The sequence below is a fragment of the Salinimicrobium aquimaris genome (assembly GCF_035607535.1).
Taxonomy (GTDB): domain Bacteria; phylum Bacteroidota; class Bacteroidia; order Flavobacteriales; family Flavobacteriaceae; genus Salinimicrobium.
The window spans coordinates 231247-246733 of sequence record NZ_JAYDZX010000017.1 but is presented as its reverse complement, the minus strand read 5'-3'; the positions used below and the strand labels follow the sequence as shown (position 1 = coordinate 246733).

14 protein-coding genes and 2 tRNA genes are annotated in these 15487 nt (G+C 43.2%); 8 read left to right on the top strand and 8 right to left on the bottom strand.

Going from position 1 to position 15487, the window contains the following annotated elements:
• Positions 1-117: 117 nt before the first annotated feature.
• The 4 genes from VR862_RS14770 (at position 118) to VR862_RS14755 (ending at position 5089) form a co-directional block, all read left to right on the top strand.
• Positions 118-558: a universal stress protein gene (locus VR862_RS14770; RefSeq protein WP_324721790.1), complete on the top strand. Its 441-nt coding sequence runs from the start codon at positions 118-120 to the stop codon at positions 556-558.
• A gap of 230 nt (positions 559-788) precedes the next feature.
• Complete coding sequence (locus tag VR862_RS14765; protein WP_324721789.1) at positions 789-3542, top strand: PAS domain-containing protein; 2754 nt, start codon at positions 789-791, stop codon at positions 3540-3542.
• Positions 3526-3963, top strand: coding sequence for a response regulator (locus VR862_RS14760; protein WP_324721788.1), 438 nt, complete (start codon positions 3526-3528; stop codon positions 3961-3963). Before VR862_RS14765 ends, VR862_RS14760 begins: the two co-directional genes overlap by 17 nt.
• 79 nt (positions 3964-4042) lie before the next feature.
• The gene (locus VR862_RS14755; RefSeq protein WP_324721787.1) at positions 4043-5089 is read left to right on the top strand and encodes a Gfo/Idh/MocA family oxidoreductase; all 1047 of its coding nucleotides are present in this window, start codon (positions 4043-4045) and stop codon (positions 5087-5089) included.
• Here VR862_RS14755 and VR862_RS14750 read toward each other — a convergent pair.
• Positions 5076-6470 carry an alanine/glycine:cation symporter family protein gene (locus VR862_RS14750; RefSeq protein ID WP_324721786.1) on the bottom strand — a complete coding sequence of 465 codons (1395 nt, stop codon included), beginning with the start codon at positions 6468-6470 and terminating at the stop codon, positions 5076-5078. The two genes, VR862_RS14755 and VR862_RS14750, sit on opposite strands and share 14 nt — an antisense overlap.
• Positions 6471-6662: 192 nt before the next feature.
• Here VR862_RS14750 and VR862_RS14745 point away from each other — a divergent pair, with 192 nt between their 5' ends.
• Positions 6663-8573 (top strand): T9SS type B sorting domain-containing protein, encoded by a 1911-nt coding sequence (locus VR862_RS14745; protein ID WP_324721785.1) that lies wholly within the window; start codon positions 6663-6665, stop codon positions 8571-8573.
• Between the two features lie 21 nt (positions 8574-8594).
• Here the strand turns inward: VR862_RS14745 and VR862_RS14740 are convergent, their stop codons facing one another.
• On the bottom strand, positions 8595-9344 hold the full coding sequence (locus VR862_RS14740; protein WP_324721784.1) for a M15 family metallopeptidase: 750 nt from the start codon (positions 9342-9344) through the stop codon (positions 8595-8597).
• 307 nt (positions 9345-9651) lie between these two features.
• On the opposite strand from VR862_RS14740, the gene VR862_RS14735 reads away from it, so the two are divergent.
• Positions 9652-9725: transfer RNA gene (locus VR862_RS14735), tRNA-Arg, on the top strand.
• A 153-nt stretch (positions 9726-9878) separates the two neighbouring features.
• Here the strand turns inward: VR862_RS14735 and VR862_RS14730 are convergent.
• Complete coding sequence (locus tag VR862_RS14730) at positions 9879-10688, bottom strand: BamP family beta-assembly machinery protein (RefSeq protein WP_324721783.1); 810 nt, start codon at positions 10686-10688, stop codon at positions 9879-9881.
• Positions 10689-10764: 76 nt separating this feature from the next.
• Positions 10765-11550: a BamP family beta-assembly machinery protein gene (locus tag VR862_RS14725; RefSeq protein ID WP_324721782.1), complete on the bottom strand. Its 786-nt coding sequence runs from the start codon at positions 11548-11550 to the stop codon at positions 10765-10767.
• Between the two features lie 262 nt (positions 11551-11812).
• On the opposite strand from VR862_RS14725, the gene pepE reads away from it, so the two are divergent.
• On the top strand, positions 11813-12520 hold the full coding sequence (gene pepE, locus VR862_RS14720) for a dipeptidase PepE (protein WP_324721781.1): 708 nt from the start codon (positions 11813-11815) through the stop codon (positions 12518-12520).
• Positions 12507-13436 carry a glutaminase gene (locus VR862_RS14715; protein WP_324721780.1) on the top strand — a complete coding sequence of 310 codons (930 nt, stop codon included), beginning with the start codon at positions 12507-12509 and terminating at the stop codon, positions 13434-13436. The genes pepE and VR862_RS14715 overlap by 14 nt, the downstream gene beginning before the upstream one ends.
• Here VR862_RS14715 and VR862_RS14710 read toward each other — a convergent pair.
• From VR862_RS14710 to VR862_RS14695, 4 genes are all read right to left on the bottom strand, one after another.
• Positions 13426-14022 (bottom strand): alpha-ketoglutarate-dependent dioxygenase AlkB family protein, encoded by a 597-nt coding sequence (locus VR862_RS14710; RefSeq protein WP_324721779.1) that lies wholly within the window; start codon positions 14020-14022, stop codon positions 13426-13428. The two genes, VR862_RS14715 and VR862_RS14710, sit on opposite strands and share 11 nt — an antisense overlap.
• A gap of 49 nt (positions 14023-14071) precedes the next feature.
• A complete protein-coding gene (locus VR862_RS14705; RefSeq protein WP_324721778.1) occupies positions 14072-14887 on the bottom strand; it encodes a GNAT family N-acetyltransferase in 816 nt (271 codons plus the stop codon).
• Between the two features lie 34 nt (positions 14888-14921).
• Complete coding sequence (locus tag VR862_RS14700) at positions 14922-15119, bottom strand: hypothetical protein (protein WP_324721777.1); 198 nt, start codon at positions 15117-15119, stop codon at positions 14922-14924.
• A 271-nt stretch (positions 15120-15390) separates the two neighbouring features.
• Positions 15391-15463: transfer RNA gene (locus tag VR862_RS14695), tRNA-Gly, on the bottom strand.
• Positions 15464-15487: the final 24 nt, after the last annotated feature.

Sequence of the window (15487 nt, the reverse complement as noted above, 5' to 3'; positions counted from 1 at the left end):
TGCGAAAAATGCAAAAAAACCGGCCCTTTCCTGGAGCCGGTTTTTTTTATTTTCAGCCTGGACTGCTTTTCCAGGCGGAGTAATTTTTCTACCTTTAAATAACTAATCCACACCACCATGAAAAAGATCCTGGTTGCCATAAACATCGAAAAAAATGCTGAGCAACTGCTTGCAAAAGCTGAAGAAATAGCCAAAGCCTTTGGATCCAAAATTTGGATCCTCCACGTAAGCGAACCCGATCCAGATGACTACCTCGGCCTGGAAGCAGGCCCTCAATTCGCCCAGGATAAGAGGGTAGAAAACAGAAAAAAAGAAAGAGCATTGGTCAACCGGCTTGCCGAAGAACTAAGGGAGAAAAATATCGATGCCTATGGAGTGCAACTGGAAGGATCTACTGCAAAAATGATCAAGGCTGAAGTTCAGGAAATTCAGGCCGACCTGGTTATTGCAGGGCACCACAAACGAAATTATTTTTATCAGATGTTCGTGGGAAGTGTTGAACAGGATATAATAGATGATCTCAGGGTCCCGGTGCTATTGGTACCGGTAAAATACTGAGGATTAACCCTATTCGAAACCCTGCGGACCAGAGCATAACATCCCCCCTTTTCTTGTAAGAAGTTTCTTAATAATTTTATTATTCTTATCGTTTAAAGTCTATAATTCTCCGATTAAATCACAAAAATCAAATTAAATAGCTGCTGTTAGCAATTTTTTTTGATTATATTTGTGATGCCTTTAACATAATATTAAGACCAAGGGCAGGTTTTATTTTCAGATCCCTTACTATGAAAAAAGACTGCTGGAAAGAAATTTTCGAAGCCATACCGTTTGCTTGCCTGGTGTTAATGCCAAAATTACCCGATGAATTTGTAGTTGTAGATGCTAATCCTGCCTATCTCCGCCTCACCGGATTTTCAAAAGAAGATGTTCTTAACAGAGACAGCAGGGAAGCATTTCCTCCAGTTCCTGCAGTTGAAGAGTGTGGTCGGGATCAAATTTCCGCAGCTCTGTTAAAGGTTTTGAAGACAGGAAAGAAAGTGGAGATAAAAGATCTGCGATTAGATCTTCGGAATAATAATACCGGGAGATTTGAACAACAAGCTTTCACTTCTCAAAATATTCCGATCAAAAATTCCGCAGGGGAGGTCGAAGTAATCCTTCACACAATACGGAAAGTCACTATAGAGAACCAGTACGATAAACGGGAAAAGGAGATACTGGAAGAACTCAATTTAAGCAGGCAACAGTTCAAGAATTTTATCCATGAAAATCCCGATGGTCTTTACAGGCTTGATCTTGAAGGGAATTTTATTCATGCCAATGAAGGCCTTACAAAAATGGCAGAGATTCCTCTTGATAAATTAAAGAAGACGAACTTTTTACCTTTTTGCGCCCCTTACCATAAGGAACTTATACTTGACCACTTCTCCAGGGCCACAGCGGGAAGAATAACCTCCTTTGAAGCCGATTTCTTTTCGGCCAAAGGAAACAAGTTAAACCTAAAGATCCTTTTAATGCCCATGCAAGTCGAGGGCAAGGTTGTAGAAGTCCACGGAATCGCAAAAGACGTGACTCAGCTTAAGCAAAACGAGAAAGTGATCGTTGAAAAAAGCCGGTTTCTGGAAGTCCATGCTGCTTTTGTTAGCTCCCTTCTCGAAAACGACATCCAGCATGATGCTCTTAATGAGACCTTTGGAATCATTGGGAAAACTGTAAATGCAGATAGGATGTACTACTTTGGAGCCGATAAAGATCCCGATACAGGGGAGATCCTTATTAGTCAAAAAGTAGAGTGGTGCAGTGCCAATGCAATTCCCCAAATTGATAATGAGGAGCTTCAGAACATGCCCATTAAAAAAGTGGAGGAGATCACGGCCCCACTAATAAAGAACCTTCCCTTCACAGCTATTTATCAAGATCTTGAACCAGGTGCTTTAAAAGATATATTTGAAGAACAGCAAATTAAATCCATGCTGTTGCTACCGATCTTTGTGGGGGAAAATCTCTCGGGATTTGTTGGCTTTGATGATTGCACCCGGCAAAGGGTGTGGAATGAAGAAGAGATAAGTTTCTTAAAGAGCCTTACCCAAAATCTAACTAATGCCTTTGAGAAATCGGCGGCGCTGGAAAAGGTAAAGAAGAGGGAAGAAGAACTAAAGCTGAGTGAACAGAAGTTTCGTGCCCTGGTACAGGAAGGATCGGACCTTATTTCAATTCTCAATATCAATGGCTATTATTCTTTCGTTAGTGAAAACTATAAAAAACTTTTAGGATTTAATCCCGAAGAGCTTACAGGAAAGAATGCATACCACTACATACATCCGGAAGATACCGAAAAGGTGCGTACTCAATTCTTCCGGCTTACGGAAGAGAAACAGGTGACCATTTCCCCATACCGCTTCAGAAACAAGGAGGGGCAATACAGATGGGTACAGACCACCCTTACCAATTTGCTGGACGACTCGGCAGTGCAGGGTATCGTGGCGAATTCCCGGGACATTACCACTGTTATAAAACAGGCCCGGGAAATCGAACATATTAATGAAAGATATCAACTAGCGGCCACGGCCACCGAAGATCTCATCTATGACTGGGATCTCACGAGCAATGAAGTGACCCGCTTCCATAGAGGGCTCCAGGAACTTTTTGGCTATCCTTCGGATGTAGTGAACAAAAGGTCATTCTGGAAAGAAAACATACATCCCGAAGACAAACCCATTGAGAAAAAGAAACTTTACCAGGCAATAGGTGATCCAAACCAGGATTTCATCAAGACCGAATACCGCTTCAGAAAAGCCGACGGCACCTATGCCCGGGTAGTAGATAAGGGATACATCATAAGAGACCACACAGGCAAAGCCGTAAGACTTATTGGTGCCACCAGTGACATATCTGAAATTACAGCAAAGCGGGAAGCGGTTAAAGTGGCCAACAAACGCTTTAAAATGGCCATGAAAGCCACGAGTGAAATGATCTGGGATTGGGATATCAAGAAGGATTTTGTAACCAGGAGCAAAGGCTATAAAAAAATCTTTGGATATGATACCAATAATGCCACTTCGGTAAATTCTTTTTGGCTGGACAAGGTTGCGAAGGAAGACAGGGAAAAGGTTGAACACTCCCTTAAGTGTGCATTGAAAGATACCGAAGCCAAGAAGTGGAAGCTGGAATATCGCATTGTAAAAGCAGACGGAAAAATAGCACATGTCGTTGACCGCGGATATATTTTAAGGGATAAGAATGGCCAAGCCACCCGAATGGTAGGAGCCGTACTGGACGTGACCCACTCCAGGAAGATCCTTCGCAAGATCCAGAAACAGAATAAGATCCTCAAAGAGATCGCCTGGGAACAATCTCATGTGGTACGGGCTCCCCTGGCAAGAATAAAAGGATTGCTACACCTTCTTGAAGAGGAGGAATTTGAAGAAATGTCCAAAGAGGAGATACTTTTTCACATGAAGGATTCTACAAATGAACTTGACAGCATCATTCGCAATATTGTAGGTAAAACTGAGAAGATAAATGTCAGGGTCCGCTAGTTCAGAACTCTGTGAAGTTTTGATCGTAGACGATGACAAGGTAGTCGCTCTCCTGCATAAGAACAGTCTTAGGTCTTCACAAATCGAACCGGCCCCGGTAATATGTGACAACGGCCGCAAAGCACTGGAGTACATTGCCGCTCATGACGGTACCGGCAAGAAATTTTTGATACTGCTCGACCTGAACATGCCCGTACTGGATGGTTGGAAATTTCTTAAGAAACTAAATAAAAATCCTCCCCAGGCAAAGGTTTTCATCATCATCGTTACCTCATCAATAAATCAAAAGGACCACCTCAAAGCACAGACTTACGGGCAGGTCATCCATTTTTGCAGAAAACCTTTAAGTGCGGGATGCATCTTAAAAATCAAAGATCTGGAGCAGGTACGGCTTTTTTTTCTGGATCAAAAAGAGCAGTAAAAGTATCTCTGAAAGGAGTGCTAAAAATGTCATTTTTGGAAGGAATTAATCAGTGAAAATTTCTAACTTAAAAACAAAAATGAAGCAGGTAAAAACTGCCTTTGCCGGCTATGGGCCCGGCGGAAGTATTTACAACTCTCCTATCCTTTCCAGCGTACCGGGATTTGTTGTTACAAAGATCCTCACCTCCAGCACTTCAAATATAGCCTTAGCCCGAAGAGATCACCCAAGAGCTGAAATAGTCGATAATTTTTCAGAAATTTTAAAAGACCCGGAAATTAATCTTGTGATTCTGGTCCTGCCGAATCATCTTCACTATTCTTTTGCAAAACAGGCTTTAGAGGCGGGAAAGCATGTACTGGTAGAAAAACCTTTCACCTCAAATGTTAAGGAGGCAAATGAGCTAATAAATTTAGCTCATCAAAAGAAACTTATACTCAGCGTACATCATAACCGGAGATGGGACAGCGACTTTCAAACAGTAAAAAAAGTGGTCGAAACCGGCCTTTTAGGAAAGGTAGTGGAATATGAGGCGCATTTTGACCGCTTCAGGAATGAAGTAAAACCCGGTTGGAAAGAGAAAAAGGAAAATCCGGGCAGTGGTATCCTCTATGACCTTGGCAGCCATCTCATCGACCAGGCGCTCACTTTATTTGGACTACCCAAGGAAGTTTTTGCCGATATAAGAATGCAACGGGATGGAGCCATGGTTCCCGATGCCTTTGAACTTCTGCTTTTTTACCCCAACCTGAAGGTCACTCTAAAAGCCGGACAGTTGATCAAGGAAAAGGGGCCGACCTTTCAGGTTTTTGGCACCCGGGGAAGCTTTGTGAAATATGGTGCAGATGTACAGGAAGAAGCCTTAAAGGCAGGAAAAAAACCATCAGACACTGTAGCCTGGGGAACAGAACCAAAGGAAATATGGGGTAAGTTAAATACGCTGGAGGAAGAAAGACTGGTAGACAGTGAACCCGGCAATTATCCTTTTATTTTTCAAAACCTCCTCAAAGCGATTACCGAAGGAGCAGCACTGGCTGTAACTCCTCAACAAGCCCGGGATGTAATAAGGATCATTGAAGCTGCTCATAAGAGCCAGGATGAGCGCTGCGTGGTTACCTTTGGTTGAGCTGCCTCTTATTATCTTTAAGTCCTGAAAAATATCTTTTCGCTTCCTTCAGCACCCGTGGTGCCATGATCAAAGTTGCAGTCATGGTTGGGATGGCCATCAAAGCAAAAAATCCGTCGATGAGATTGATCATCATACTCAGGGAAGTAGTTGCACCCAGGAGGATACTCAGGATATAGAAGTAATTGTAGTAATGCTTCCGGTGAGCTCCTATTAAAAATGACAGACATTTACTTCCGTAGTATGAATAAGAGAAAAGGGAAGAAATACTAAAGATCGCAATACAGATAAGTAACAGGTAATTTCCGTAGAAAGGTATGGAGGCATCAAATGCTGCTGCCGTTAAACTTACGCCGTTCACATCATGAGTATTCCACACGCCGGTGACGAGAATGGCCATTCCGGTCAAGGAACATACAATAAGAGTATCAATGGCAGGACCCAACATTGCAACCAGACCTTCACGAACCGGCTCTGCGGTCTTTGCAGCTCCGTGAGCCATTGGAGCGGTACCAATACCGGCCTCGTTTGAAAATGCTCCCCTCCGGATTCCCAGAATGATAAGCCCACCAAGCATACCTCCCAAAAATGGCTCTCCGGCGTAGTTTTCTGCTGCAAAGGCATCGGTGAAAATAAGCTGGAAATAATAAGGCACCTGTTCATAATTGACCAGGAGAATGATCAATACAGACACGAAGTAAAGAGCGACCATAATGGGCACCATTCTGGAGACGGTATTACTAATCCTTTCGAGTCCGCCATAGATCACAACGGCCGTAATTATTGCCAGCACGATTCCAATGCTGAGATTGGAAACGAAATCCACTTCCACTCCATTTGGGGTAAGCAGGATGTAATTTATGGCCTGTGTGAGCTGGTTGACATTGAAAACTGGTAATGCACCCACCAGACCTGCGACACTGAAAAAAGCGGCCATGATCCACCATTTTTTTCCAAGGCCTTCTGTTATGAAGTACATGGGACCTCCCTGCAGTTTCCCTTCGGAATCTTTGCCGCGGTACATCACCGCCAGGGTATTGGTGAAAAATTTTGTCGCCATCCCTATTACGGCACTAATCCACAGCCAAAACATTGCTCCCGGCCCTCCAATTGCAATTGCCACCGCAACCCCGGCAATATTACCCATCCCGATGGTTGAAGAAAGTGCCGTAGAAAGGGCTTTAAAATGATTGATCTCCCCCGGGTCATTGGGATCATCATATTTTCCACGCAGCACCTCCAGCGAATGTCGAAGATATCTGAAGGGTAAGAATTTTGAAAGAATTAGCAGATATAATCCGCCACCGGTAAGCAAAATTAAAAGCGGAAGTCCCCAGACAAATGAGGCAAATTCAGCTATAAACTCATCTAGTTCAGCCATAGAACAAATATAGCTATTGCAGAAGATTGTGCAAGTAAAGCTATCTCTAAGCACAAGAATTTATGGAGAATGGTGAAATGTCCTTCTTCCATGATTTCTATTAATATTTTGTTAAAAGCCCCTCTAATTCTCTTACATTTGGAGCGCATAAACTACTCCCGAAAGGGGGTATCATAGAAGAAAAATTTTTTAATGCGACATCTTTTCCTTTTCCTTACATGTCTTTTAATTTTCGGCCAGAGCCGGAGCCAGGAGCTTTTATGGGAAAAAACCATTGGAGGAGATGGTGCAGATTGGTTTCATCATGCCTTCCAGGATAGCCGCGGAAATTACTTTTTTTCAGGCTATTCCTATTCTTCAGCTTCAGGAGACAAAACTGTTCCCAATCATTTGAGTGGTGATTCCGATTCCTGGATCGTAGAAACGGATACCGACGGAAATATCCTTTGGCAGCAAACATTCGGTGGATACAGCCAGGATATGATCATGAAGGTAATTGAAATGGCAGACGGCACCTTTCTCCTGGCCGGTTATTCCTATTCAGGAGCTTCAGGGGATAAGACTGAAGCTTTAAGAGGATTTAGGGATCTATGGCTGGTAAAACTGGACCAGAATCGGGAAATACAATGGCAGCGCACCTATGGAGGGAACGATGCTGAAGATCTTAATGACATTGTGGTCACCAGCGACGGCGGTTTCCTTCTTACCTCTACCTCCAATTCAATTGCTTCAGGAGACAAAACAACTGCGGCAATGGGAAATTCCGATATCTGGATCCTTAAACTGGACAGCTTGGGCCGGCTTGAATGGCAAAAAAGTTACGGAGGTAGTGGTCATGACCACGATGCGCAGATCGAAAAAAAGAACAACGGCAACTTTCTCATTGCGGCAACTTCCTCTTCTGGAGTTTCAGCTACAAAAACTGAAGATTCTAAAGGATTAGGTGATTACTGGGTTTTTGAAATAGATCCACAGGGGGAGATCATTTGGCAAAGAACCATTGGAGGAAATAATGGAGAATATTTGACCGACTTGCAGGAAACCCGGGATGGAGGTTACTTTTTGGGTGGAGACTCAAGTTCAGAAATCAGTGGTGATAAAACCATGAGCTCTAAGGGCTTTATTGACCTTTGGGTAGTGAAGATCAATAGCAGCGGGGACATCCTATGGCAGCAAACCTATGGCGGGAATTCTACGGAATGGCTTTCCAGCTTTCACCCGGCACCAGATGGCGGCTATATGATCGCAGCCATGTCGGGTTCCGATCCCGGATTTGATAAAACGGAACCCAATCGCGGAGACCGGGATTTCTGGGTTTTTCATATTTCGGAAGAAGGAGAAAAATGCTGGGACAAAACAATTGGTGGTAATAGTACAGATCAACCTATGTATGGCTTCGTGGACCTGGAAGGCAACTATGTAATGGCAGGCTGGACCGATTCAGGCGCTTCAGGAGATAAGACAGAAAATTCCAGGGGAGGCAGAGATGGCTGGGTGGTAAAAATTAAGCCCCTCGAGATAGTTCCTCCCTCGGTGAATACTCCAGATCCATATATCGCTTGTGACGAGAATGGAGATGGGTTCGCAGAGTTTGATCTAAGCGATCTACACCGGGACATAGCAGGAGATCAAACCGATCTGGAGATCACGTACTTCGACGCTGAAGGAAATCTTCTGCCCTCACCCTTACCGGATAAATTCACCAACACTATAAAAGGAAACCAGGTCATCACAGCCCGCATCTCAACTGTGAATAATTCCTGTTCTTCGGTGACTATTGAATTTACTTTAGCACTTGACAACTCCTGTAAAAAACCGGGTGGCAGTGGAAAAGCACCTGACTTCAGACTTTACTTTCCTGAATTCTTTACACCCAACAGTGACGGTCACAATGATGACTGGGGACCATTAACAGATAAGGCAGGGAACATAAAGGTTGTGGAGATCTATGATCGCTACGGAAAATTGCTTAAAAAGCTTGCGCCTGGGGAAACCTGGAATGGAGTTTACAATGGCAATGAAATGCCTGTGGATGACTACTGGTTCACAGCAATCACTTCCAAAAATGATATTTTAAAAGGACATTTTAGCCTGTTGAGGTAAAGGTTCCTTAGTTATCTCTCTTTATTCGGCTTCCTGTAGCTGAACAATCGCTTTAGTAAAAATCGCAGTAGGAAGAGGCTCCAGAAGATGAGTTGGAATTCCGTTCACATACTCCTGGATGATCTTTATCTCCTCTGCCAGCTCACTACCTGCAAATCCCGTGATCTCTCGGCTGCTGATCACAGCGTTATACAACGACAGAAACTTAGAAGCTATTGGCAGGTAAGACCAGTGCCATTTTTCCTCGTGATATCCTTTTCGGCCGAACTCCTGAGAAGTATATACCTGATGAAATCCGAATTCTGCAGCATTTTTCACCAGCCATTCGTAAACAGCTTTACCCTTACCCTCTTCAAAATGACAATTTTCAAGGTAGTTCAGGTCTATGTCTGTTCCCCAGTGATGACGGGAGGTGGAAGGCATAGCACTATAGACAAGAATGGATTTGGCTCTTTCTAAAGGAGAGAGACTTACCAGTTTTCGCCACTTATATTCCCAAATCTTCTTTTGCTCTTCAAAACTGCGAGTGCCCGAGAGTATTTTCAGATCAATACCATCTTTTGAAGCTGCACGATGCATTTCCTTAAAAGCTGTATAAACCACGGAATTTAAGTAAATGGTTTTATCCGCATACTCTGGATCCACCTTTACGAAATCGCCCGATTGTTTGTAATCAAATTTTCCAAGGAGAAATTTTTTTTCCACTGCAGTTTCTTGAGAGAAAGCAGGAATGGAAATAAAGAAAATGAAAGCGAATAATCTTAGGATCATTGGCAGCTCAGACTGTAAATTATAAAGCTTCAGGTTAGTTTCTCCACATCAACAAGTGCTACATTTCTCCTTAAGCAAATGAAGTAGCCAAAATCTTAAAAGTTTCTTAATCGAGCAAGTGGAAAATTAATGTAGAGAGAAAATGCTACAATCCTGCAGATGGCAAAAAAAATTTTTATTTCAGCTGAAATAGTTTTCCTTTTTTCCAAAATGGTCTATATTTGCACCCGCCTACGGAAAATGGTTATAACCTTTTGCATCGGCGTGCAGGCCTTCTTCTTTTAGTAGGGAGCAGGCGAAAGTACAAGGCCTCGTGGCGCAACTGAATAGCGCATCTGATTACGGCTCAGAAGGTTCCAGGTTTGAATCCTGGCGAGGTCACAAAAAAAGATCCTAACTACATACTTTTAAAGTAGTTAGGATTTTTTGTTTTTACATTGTGACGAAAATTGTGTCGAGATTTCGATAGTTACTCTTAGTGTTGGAAAACCTTTTTCGGGTCAAAAGTGAATGGTTCATCTTAATAGTTTGCGATTAAACTTCTGCAAATTCCCTACTCCTCAATATCAATAGCTCAATCAGCTCCAGCTCTCTTTCTTTTTCAAGGAGGTCGGCAGAGAATCCTTTTGAATCCAGAAATTCTATGAAGTCACTGATGCTTTCTGTAGAAATATTCAATACATCCTTAAAAAAGATCTCATCATATCGGCTCCTTATTTCCCGCTCCAGTTTAATAAGTCCAATGTTATTGCGTTGAGAAGGTGCCGGACTCTTGACCTTTTTCGGAGGCAATAGCAGACTGATCGCTTCTCCAAAAAGCGCCTTAAGATTTGCACCATTTTTCATACCTGTACTTGATGGCATGGCAGCATTTACAACCCCGGTTTGAGCATCTGCCCTCCACTCCCAATCGTAATCATTAATAGAAAATGCAGTCATGGTAGGCAGAAAGAGGTCCTGCGTTTCAATATTTTCTGCATCTATTTCAAGATCTCCTGAAAGATCATGCGGCCGAATTACCACCTCCGGAAGTTCGTTGACACCGACCAGGATCTCCACTACCAGCCTACCTCTTTTTTCGACTTCAGCATCTACTACGACAAGTTGTTCTTTGAATTGCAATGCCGAAAAATATATCGAATCGCCCTCTATAACCCGTATTTCGAAGTTACCTCCAGAATCAGAAACACTTCCCTTACCAGTAGATTTGTTGTAGACGTGGATGGAGCCGGGAGAATGTCCTGCAGGAACTATAATTGTTCCGGTTACCTCTACCCGCTCCTGGGATTGAGCTGCAGAAATATTTAAAAAAATGAAAGAAATTAAAAGGAGAAGCTTCTTCATCTTCTAAAGAAAGGAAAAATCTGGTAAGAAATTGCAATATTCCAACTACTGCTTTCAGAATGGAGACATAAACCCGCTATTTATTCCCTGCCTTCCGTTGTTTGTATTTCTGGCTTTGAGCTACTAAAAATTCAACCAGGAGCATCTCATTATCCGGCTCCAGCATTTCAGGAGTCAGACCGTTATCTTCAGCAAAATAGATGAACTCCCTGATGTTGTCCTCAGAAATATTCAGGTGTTCCATAAAGAAATCATCCTCATATAAAAGCAGCACCTGTTCATCCAGTTCTTCCTCTTCTCCCACTGTGGTCATTACATCGCGGGAAGTGAAGATGTTCCTGAAGATATTGGCGAAATCCATTCCGCTGTAGATCATTCCGCTGCGCATAGCGGCATTGGCAGGTGATACAAGCGAATCGGGCCTAAAGGTGTGTTCATAAGGATTAATTTCGGCAGCCGGTTTGGTAGGAAGATCTACCGTTACCACTGGAATAATAGCCACATCTACCCTTACATTCCCCGAAAGATCATAAGGAGTGACCACGACTTCCGGAAGCTCTGTAACCGCTTCAGACATGAAAACCTTCAACCGTCCGTTTTCCACCACCCCTTCATCTATTAAAACCGAAAAGTTCTGAAACTGTAAGGCAGAAAAGAAGAGAGTATCTCCTGCAGCCACCCTAATATTGAAACTCCCCGACTCATCGGCGATGGTCGCTGTTTTTGCAGTGCGGTTAATGATCGAAATACCTTCTGCACTTTCACCAATTGGCGGGGTAATATTCCCCGTGATCTGCACCCTGTCCTGGCCCAGAGCAGTAAAAGAAATAAACAAAAAAAATAACTTTAGAAGGGATTTCATATTGGCTGTTTTCTTAAAGAAACAAAATCAAATCTTTATAAAAATCTAATCCCCGACTAAACTTTAGTTAAATTCAGTGGCCAGGGGATAATGACGCACTTCAAAAAATTCAATCCTTCCTGAAAACTCCACTGATTAGAAATTGAATTCTAAATCCTGAACTTTGAATCTTGAATCATAAATCCAGCCGAGAATTGGCCAAATTTTAAAACATCCCTCTGCGAGTTTTCTTAATTTTACAATCCTTACTAATTTTTGAAAGATGAAAAACCTCCTCCTCGCCAGTACCTCGACCCTGCACGGCCAGGAATACCTCGAATATTTGATTCCTACTCTAAAAAGCCATTTTTCGGGCTGCACCGAGATCCTGTTTATTCCTTATGCTCGCCCCGGCGGGATCACTCATGATGAATACACCTCGACAGCTCAAAAAGCTTTTGAAAAGGCGGGTCTGGGAATTAAGGGAATTCATGATTTTGATACTCCAGCTGAAGCCATTAGAAAGGCTGAAGGTTTTTTCACAGGCGGCGGAAATACTTTCCTGCTTGTACAACAGCTTTATAATTATGACCTCATCCCGGTGCTAAAGGAGAGAATTAATAATGGTGCTCCATACATGGGCACCAGTGCGGGAACTAATATCGCCGGTCTCAGCATGAAGACCACCAACGATATGCCTATTGTCTATCCCCCATCCTTTACCACATTGGGCGCAGTACCTTTCAATATTAATCCGCACTACCTCGATCCAGATCCTAAGTCCACTCATAAAGGAGAAACAAGAGAAACCCGCATTAAAGAATTCCATAATTTTAATACGCCACCGGTGGTTGGCCTGCGGGAGGGAAGCTGGCTCGAAGTCAAAGGGAAGGACATCAGGCTAAAGGGGATGCTCAATGCACGCATTTTTGAAGCCGGCCAGGATCCATATGAAGTTGAACCGGAAACCCTGCTTAATGACCTCACATAATGTAGAATATCAAAAGATCCTCGACCAGATAAAGCAGGAGTTCATCAACAAACCAAGGTCTGGTAAGGTGGCCTCCTATATTCCGGAACTGGCCAAAGTGCCTTCTTCAAAATACGGAATGCATCTTTATGACCTGCAGGGAAACAACTATTGCTTTGGGGATAGCGAAGAACGTTTCTCCATTCAATCCATTTCAAAAGTTTTCACCCTTTCCCTGGCGATGAAGGTAATGGGTGATAAATTGTGGAATCGCGTGGGCGTAGAGCCTTCGGGAGATCCGTTCAATTCCTTGTCGCAACTGGAAAACGATTCGGGTATTCCCAGAAATCCTTATATCAACGCCGGCGCCCTTGTAGTGGCCGATGTTCTGGTCTCTTCTTTTAGTAATGCCAAAGCGTCTCTACTGGCGTTTTTGCACGAGATCACCGGCAATTCCAGTATTGATTATGATCCCGTAGTGGCTGCATCCGAAAGATCTGAAGGCTACAGGAACTACGCAATTGTAAATTATCTCAAGTCTTTTGGGAATATTGAGAATGACGTTGAAGAGGTGCTGGATTTCTACTTTCACCAATGCTCCATTGCCATGTCCTGTAAGGAATTGGCTAACGCTTTTATCATTTTTGCCAACAACGGTACCACAATAGAATCTGACAGAGAATTCCTTACCGGCCGGCAGGTGAAAAGGATTAACGCTCTCATGCAAACCTGCGGATTTTATGATGAAGCGGGCGAATTCAGTTTTGAAGTTGGTCTCCCGGGGAAAAGTGGCGTTGGTGGCGGGATTGTTGCTGTTCACCCCGATAGGTTTGCGGTAGCCGTTTGGAGTCCGCCGCTCAATCCTAAAGGTAATTCGGCTTTAGGCATGGCTTCCCTGGAACGCCTTACCACCCTAACCGGATTTTCTATTTTTTAATATTTCTGAAGGTGAGGTTGATCCTCGGCTCCTTTATCTTCTTTGACTTCGGAAGGCTGTGTAACCAGTATTTCTGAGTTTTTCCAGCCATGAGCAGAAGACTTCCCGGTTCCAGCTGAAGCTCTATTTTTTCTCCTGATTTTTTGTGTTTGAACACGAACCTTCTTTCTATTCCCAGGCTCAGGGAAGCTATTGCAGGTTCAGGCCCTAACTCTGCTTCGGCATCAGAATGCCAGGACATACCTTCTTCCCCGCTGTGGTACAGGTTGAGCAAACAGGAATTGAATTCCAGGCCTGTCTCCTGCTCTACCCTCTGCTTCAGTGGCGATAGCTCCGGAATCCAAAGCCTTGCCTTTTTTGTCATTTTTGAGTAGGTATATTCGAACTCTCTGTCTCCATACCAGGCAGTCTTTCGGGCGGTAGTGATCTTTTTTCCGAAGATCAAAACCTCGTCATGCTTCCAATCAACTTTTTTCATCAATTCCATGAAAAAATTTTCCTCCTCTTCCTTGCTCAGGATCCTTCCGAAGTAGAAACTTTTCCCATCTACGGGTAACAAATTGGGAGGATATTGTTGGGATTTCATGTTCCTGAAGATTTAATTCTTTTTTTATTCCTGGATTCTTGCCCAAGTTTTAGACGATGAACATTTCCATCTCGTACTGGTTCACAGGGTTCAAAAAATGCCATTTTTGAAGAGTCTTTATCAGTTCAGTTCTTTCTGAATCTACATTCTTCAATTTTACATCTTTTGCAATTACAGCTGCCGAACCAAGAAGCCGTTCATAGTTATCATCTTTACTCTCCAGCTGAAGAATATTTCCGGTTTTATCAATTACCAAATAAGCATCGGGAGAGATTTTATTTCCAATGCACCAGGTCTGAACTTCTTCAGACATCATAACTACTGCTTCTGCTGTATTATCCCAGGAATAGTGTTTTGATTTGTAAAGTCCGCTTTCAATTGCCTGCGAAAAATGACATTTTTGAAGGGTATTCTCAGAAGGAACTTCGGGTATAGTTCCGGTAAAGCTGCGAAGGCTTCGTGTCGATCTAAAACCAATACGTTCATATACTTTTATGGCTCTTTCATTTTCACAGATCACTTCCAGCAGACATTTTTCTATTCCCCGCTCCTTCAAAAGTGGCAGTGCATGTTCATAAAGGTTGTCTACTATTCCTCTTCCCCGATATTCTGTTAGAACACCGGTTCCTGTATTATAAGCGGTAAGGTATCCTAGGTGATTGTCAACTGCACTTATGATGTAGCCAACCAATTTCTCCCCGTCAAACATCCCATAGGAAAGCTCCCAGTCAACCCGTGCATTGATAAATCGCTTTTCCCAGTAGGACTTATCCGTGGGAAGTTCCACAAAGTAGTTTTTAAAAGCGGCGAGGAAAGAGGCTAATACCTCATCAAAAGGAGTAGAAGCAAGATTTTTGATCTTCATGAGCCGAAAATTAGCGGCTCAAATTTAGCTGAATTTATTCTTTAACGGCTTGTTTTCTTTTCATCATCACCAAAGTCCCGGCAATAAGTACCACGGCAAAAACCGGATAAAGCATCCAAAAAGCTGCCGCAGCAGTTTCTTCAGAAGTCATGGCAGCCATTAAGATGTGGAACATGGAAGTGAAGAGCATTCCCAGTGTACCGGTAAGGAAAAGTGGATTTATCTGTCTCATTCCGTAGGGTTTTTGAATCAATTTTAAATCAAATTACAAAGAATAAGAGCAGATGCTTCCCTTTTAAATAAAACATTAACATTCCCGAGTAGATCTTGAAAAAATTGTGAAGCTGGTTAAAAGGAAATATGCGGAACAAAGAAGCCCCATCTTACGACGAGGCTTTGAGCCGGAGACCGGGTTCCCTTCGATCCCGAAATCTGGGGACTCAGAACAGGCTTCTCACACGTTCTCCCGCATAAAAAAAGCCCCGTCTTTCGACGAGGCTTTGAGCGGGAGACCGGGTTCGAACCGGCGACATTCAGCTTGGAAGGCTGACGCTCTACCAACTGAGCTACTCCCGCCTTTTAAATTCTTGTTGCATAATC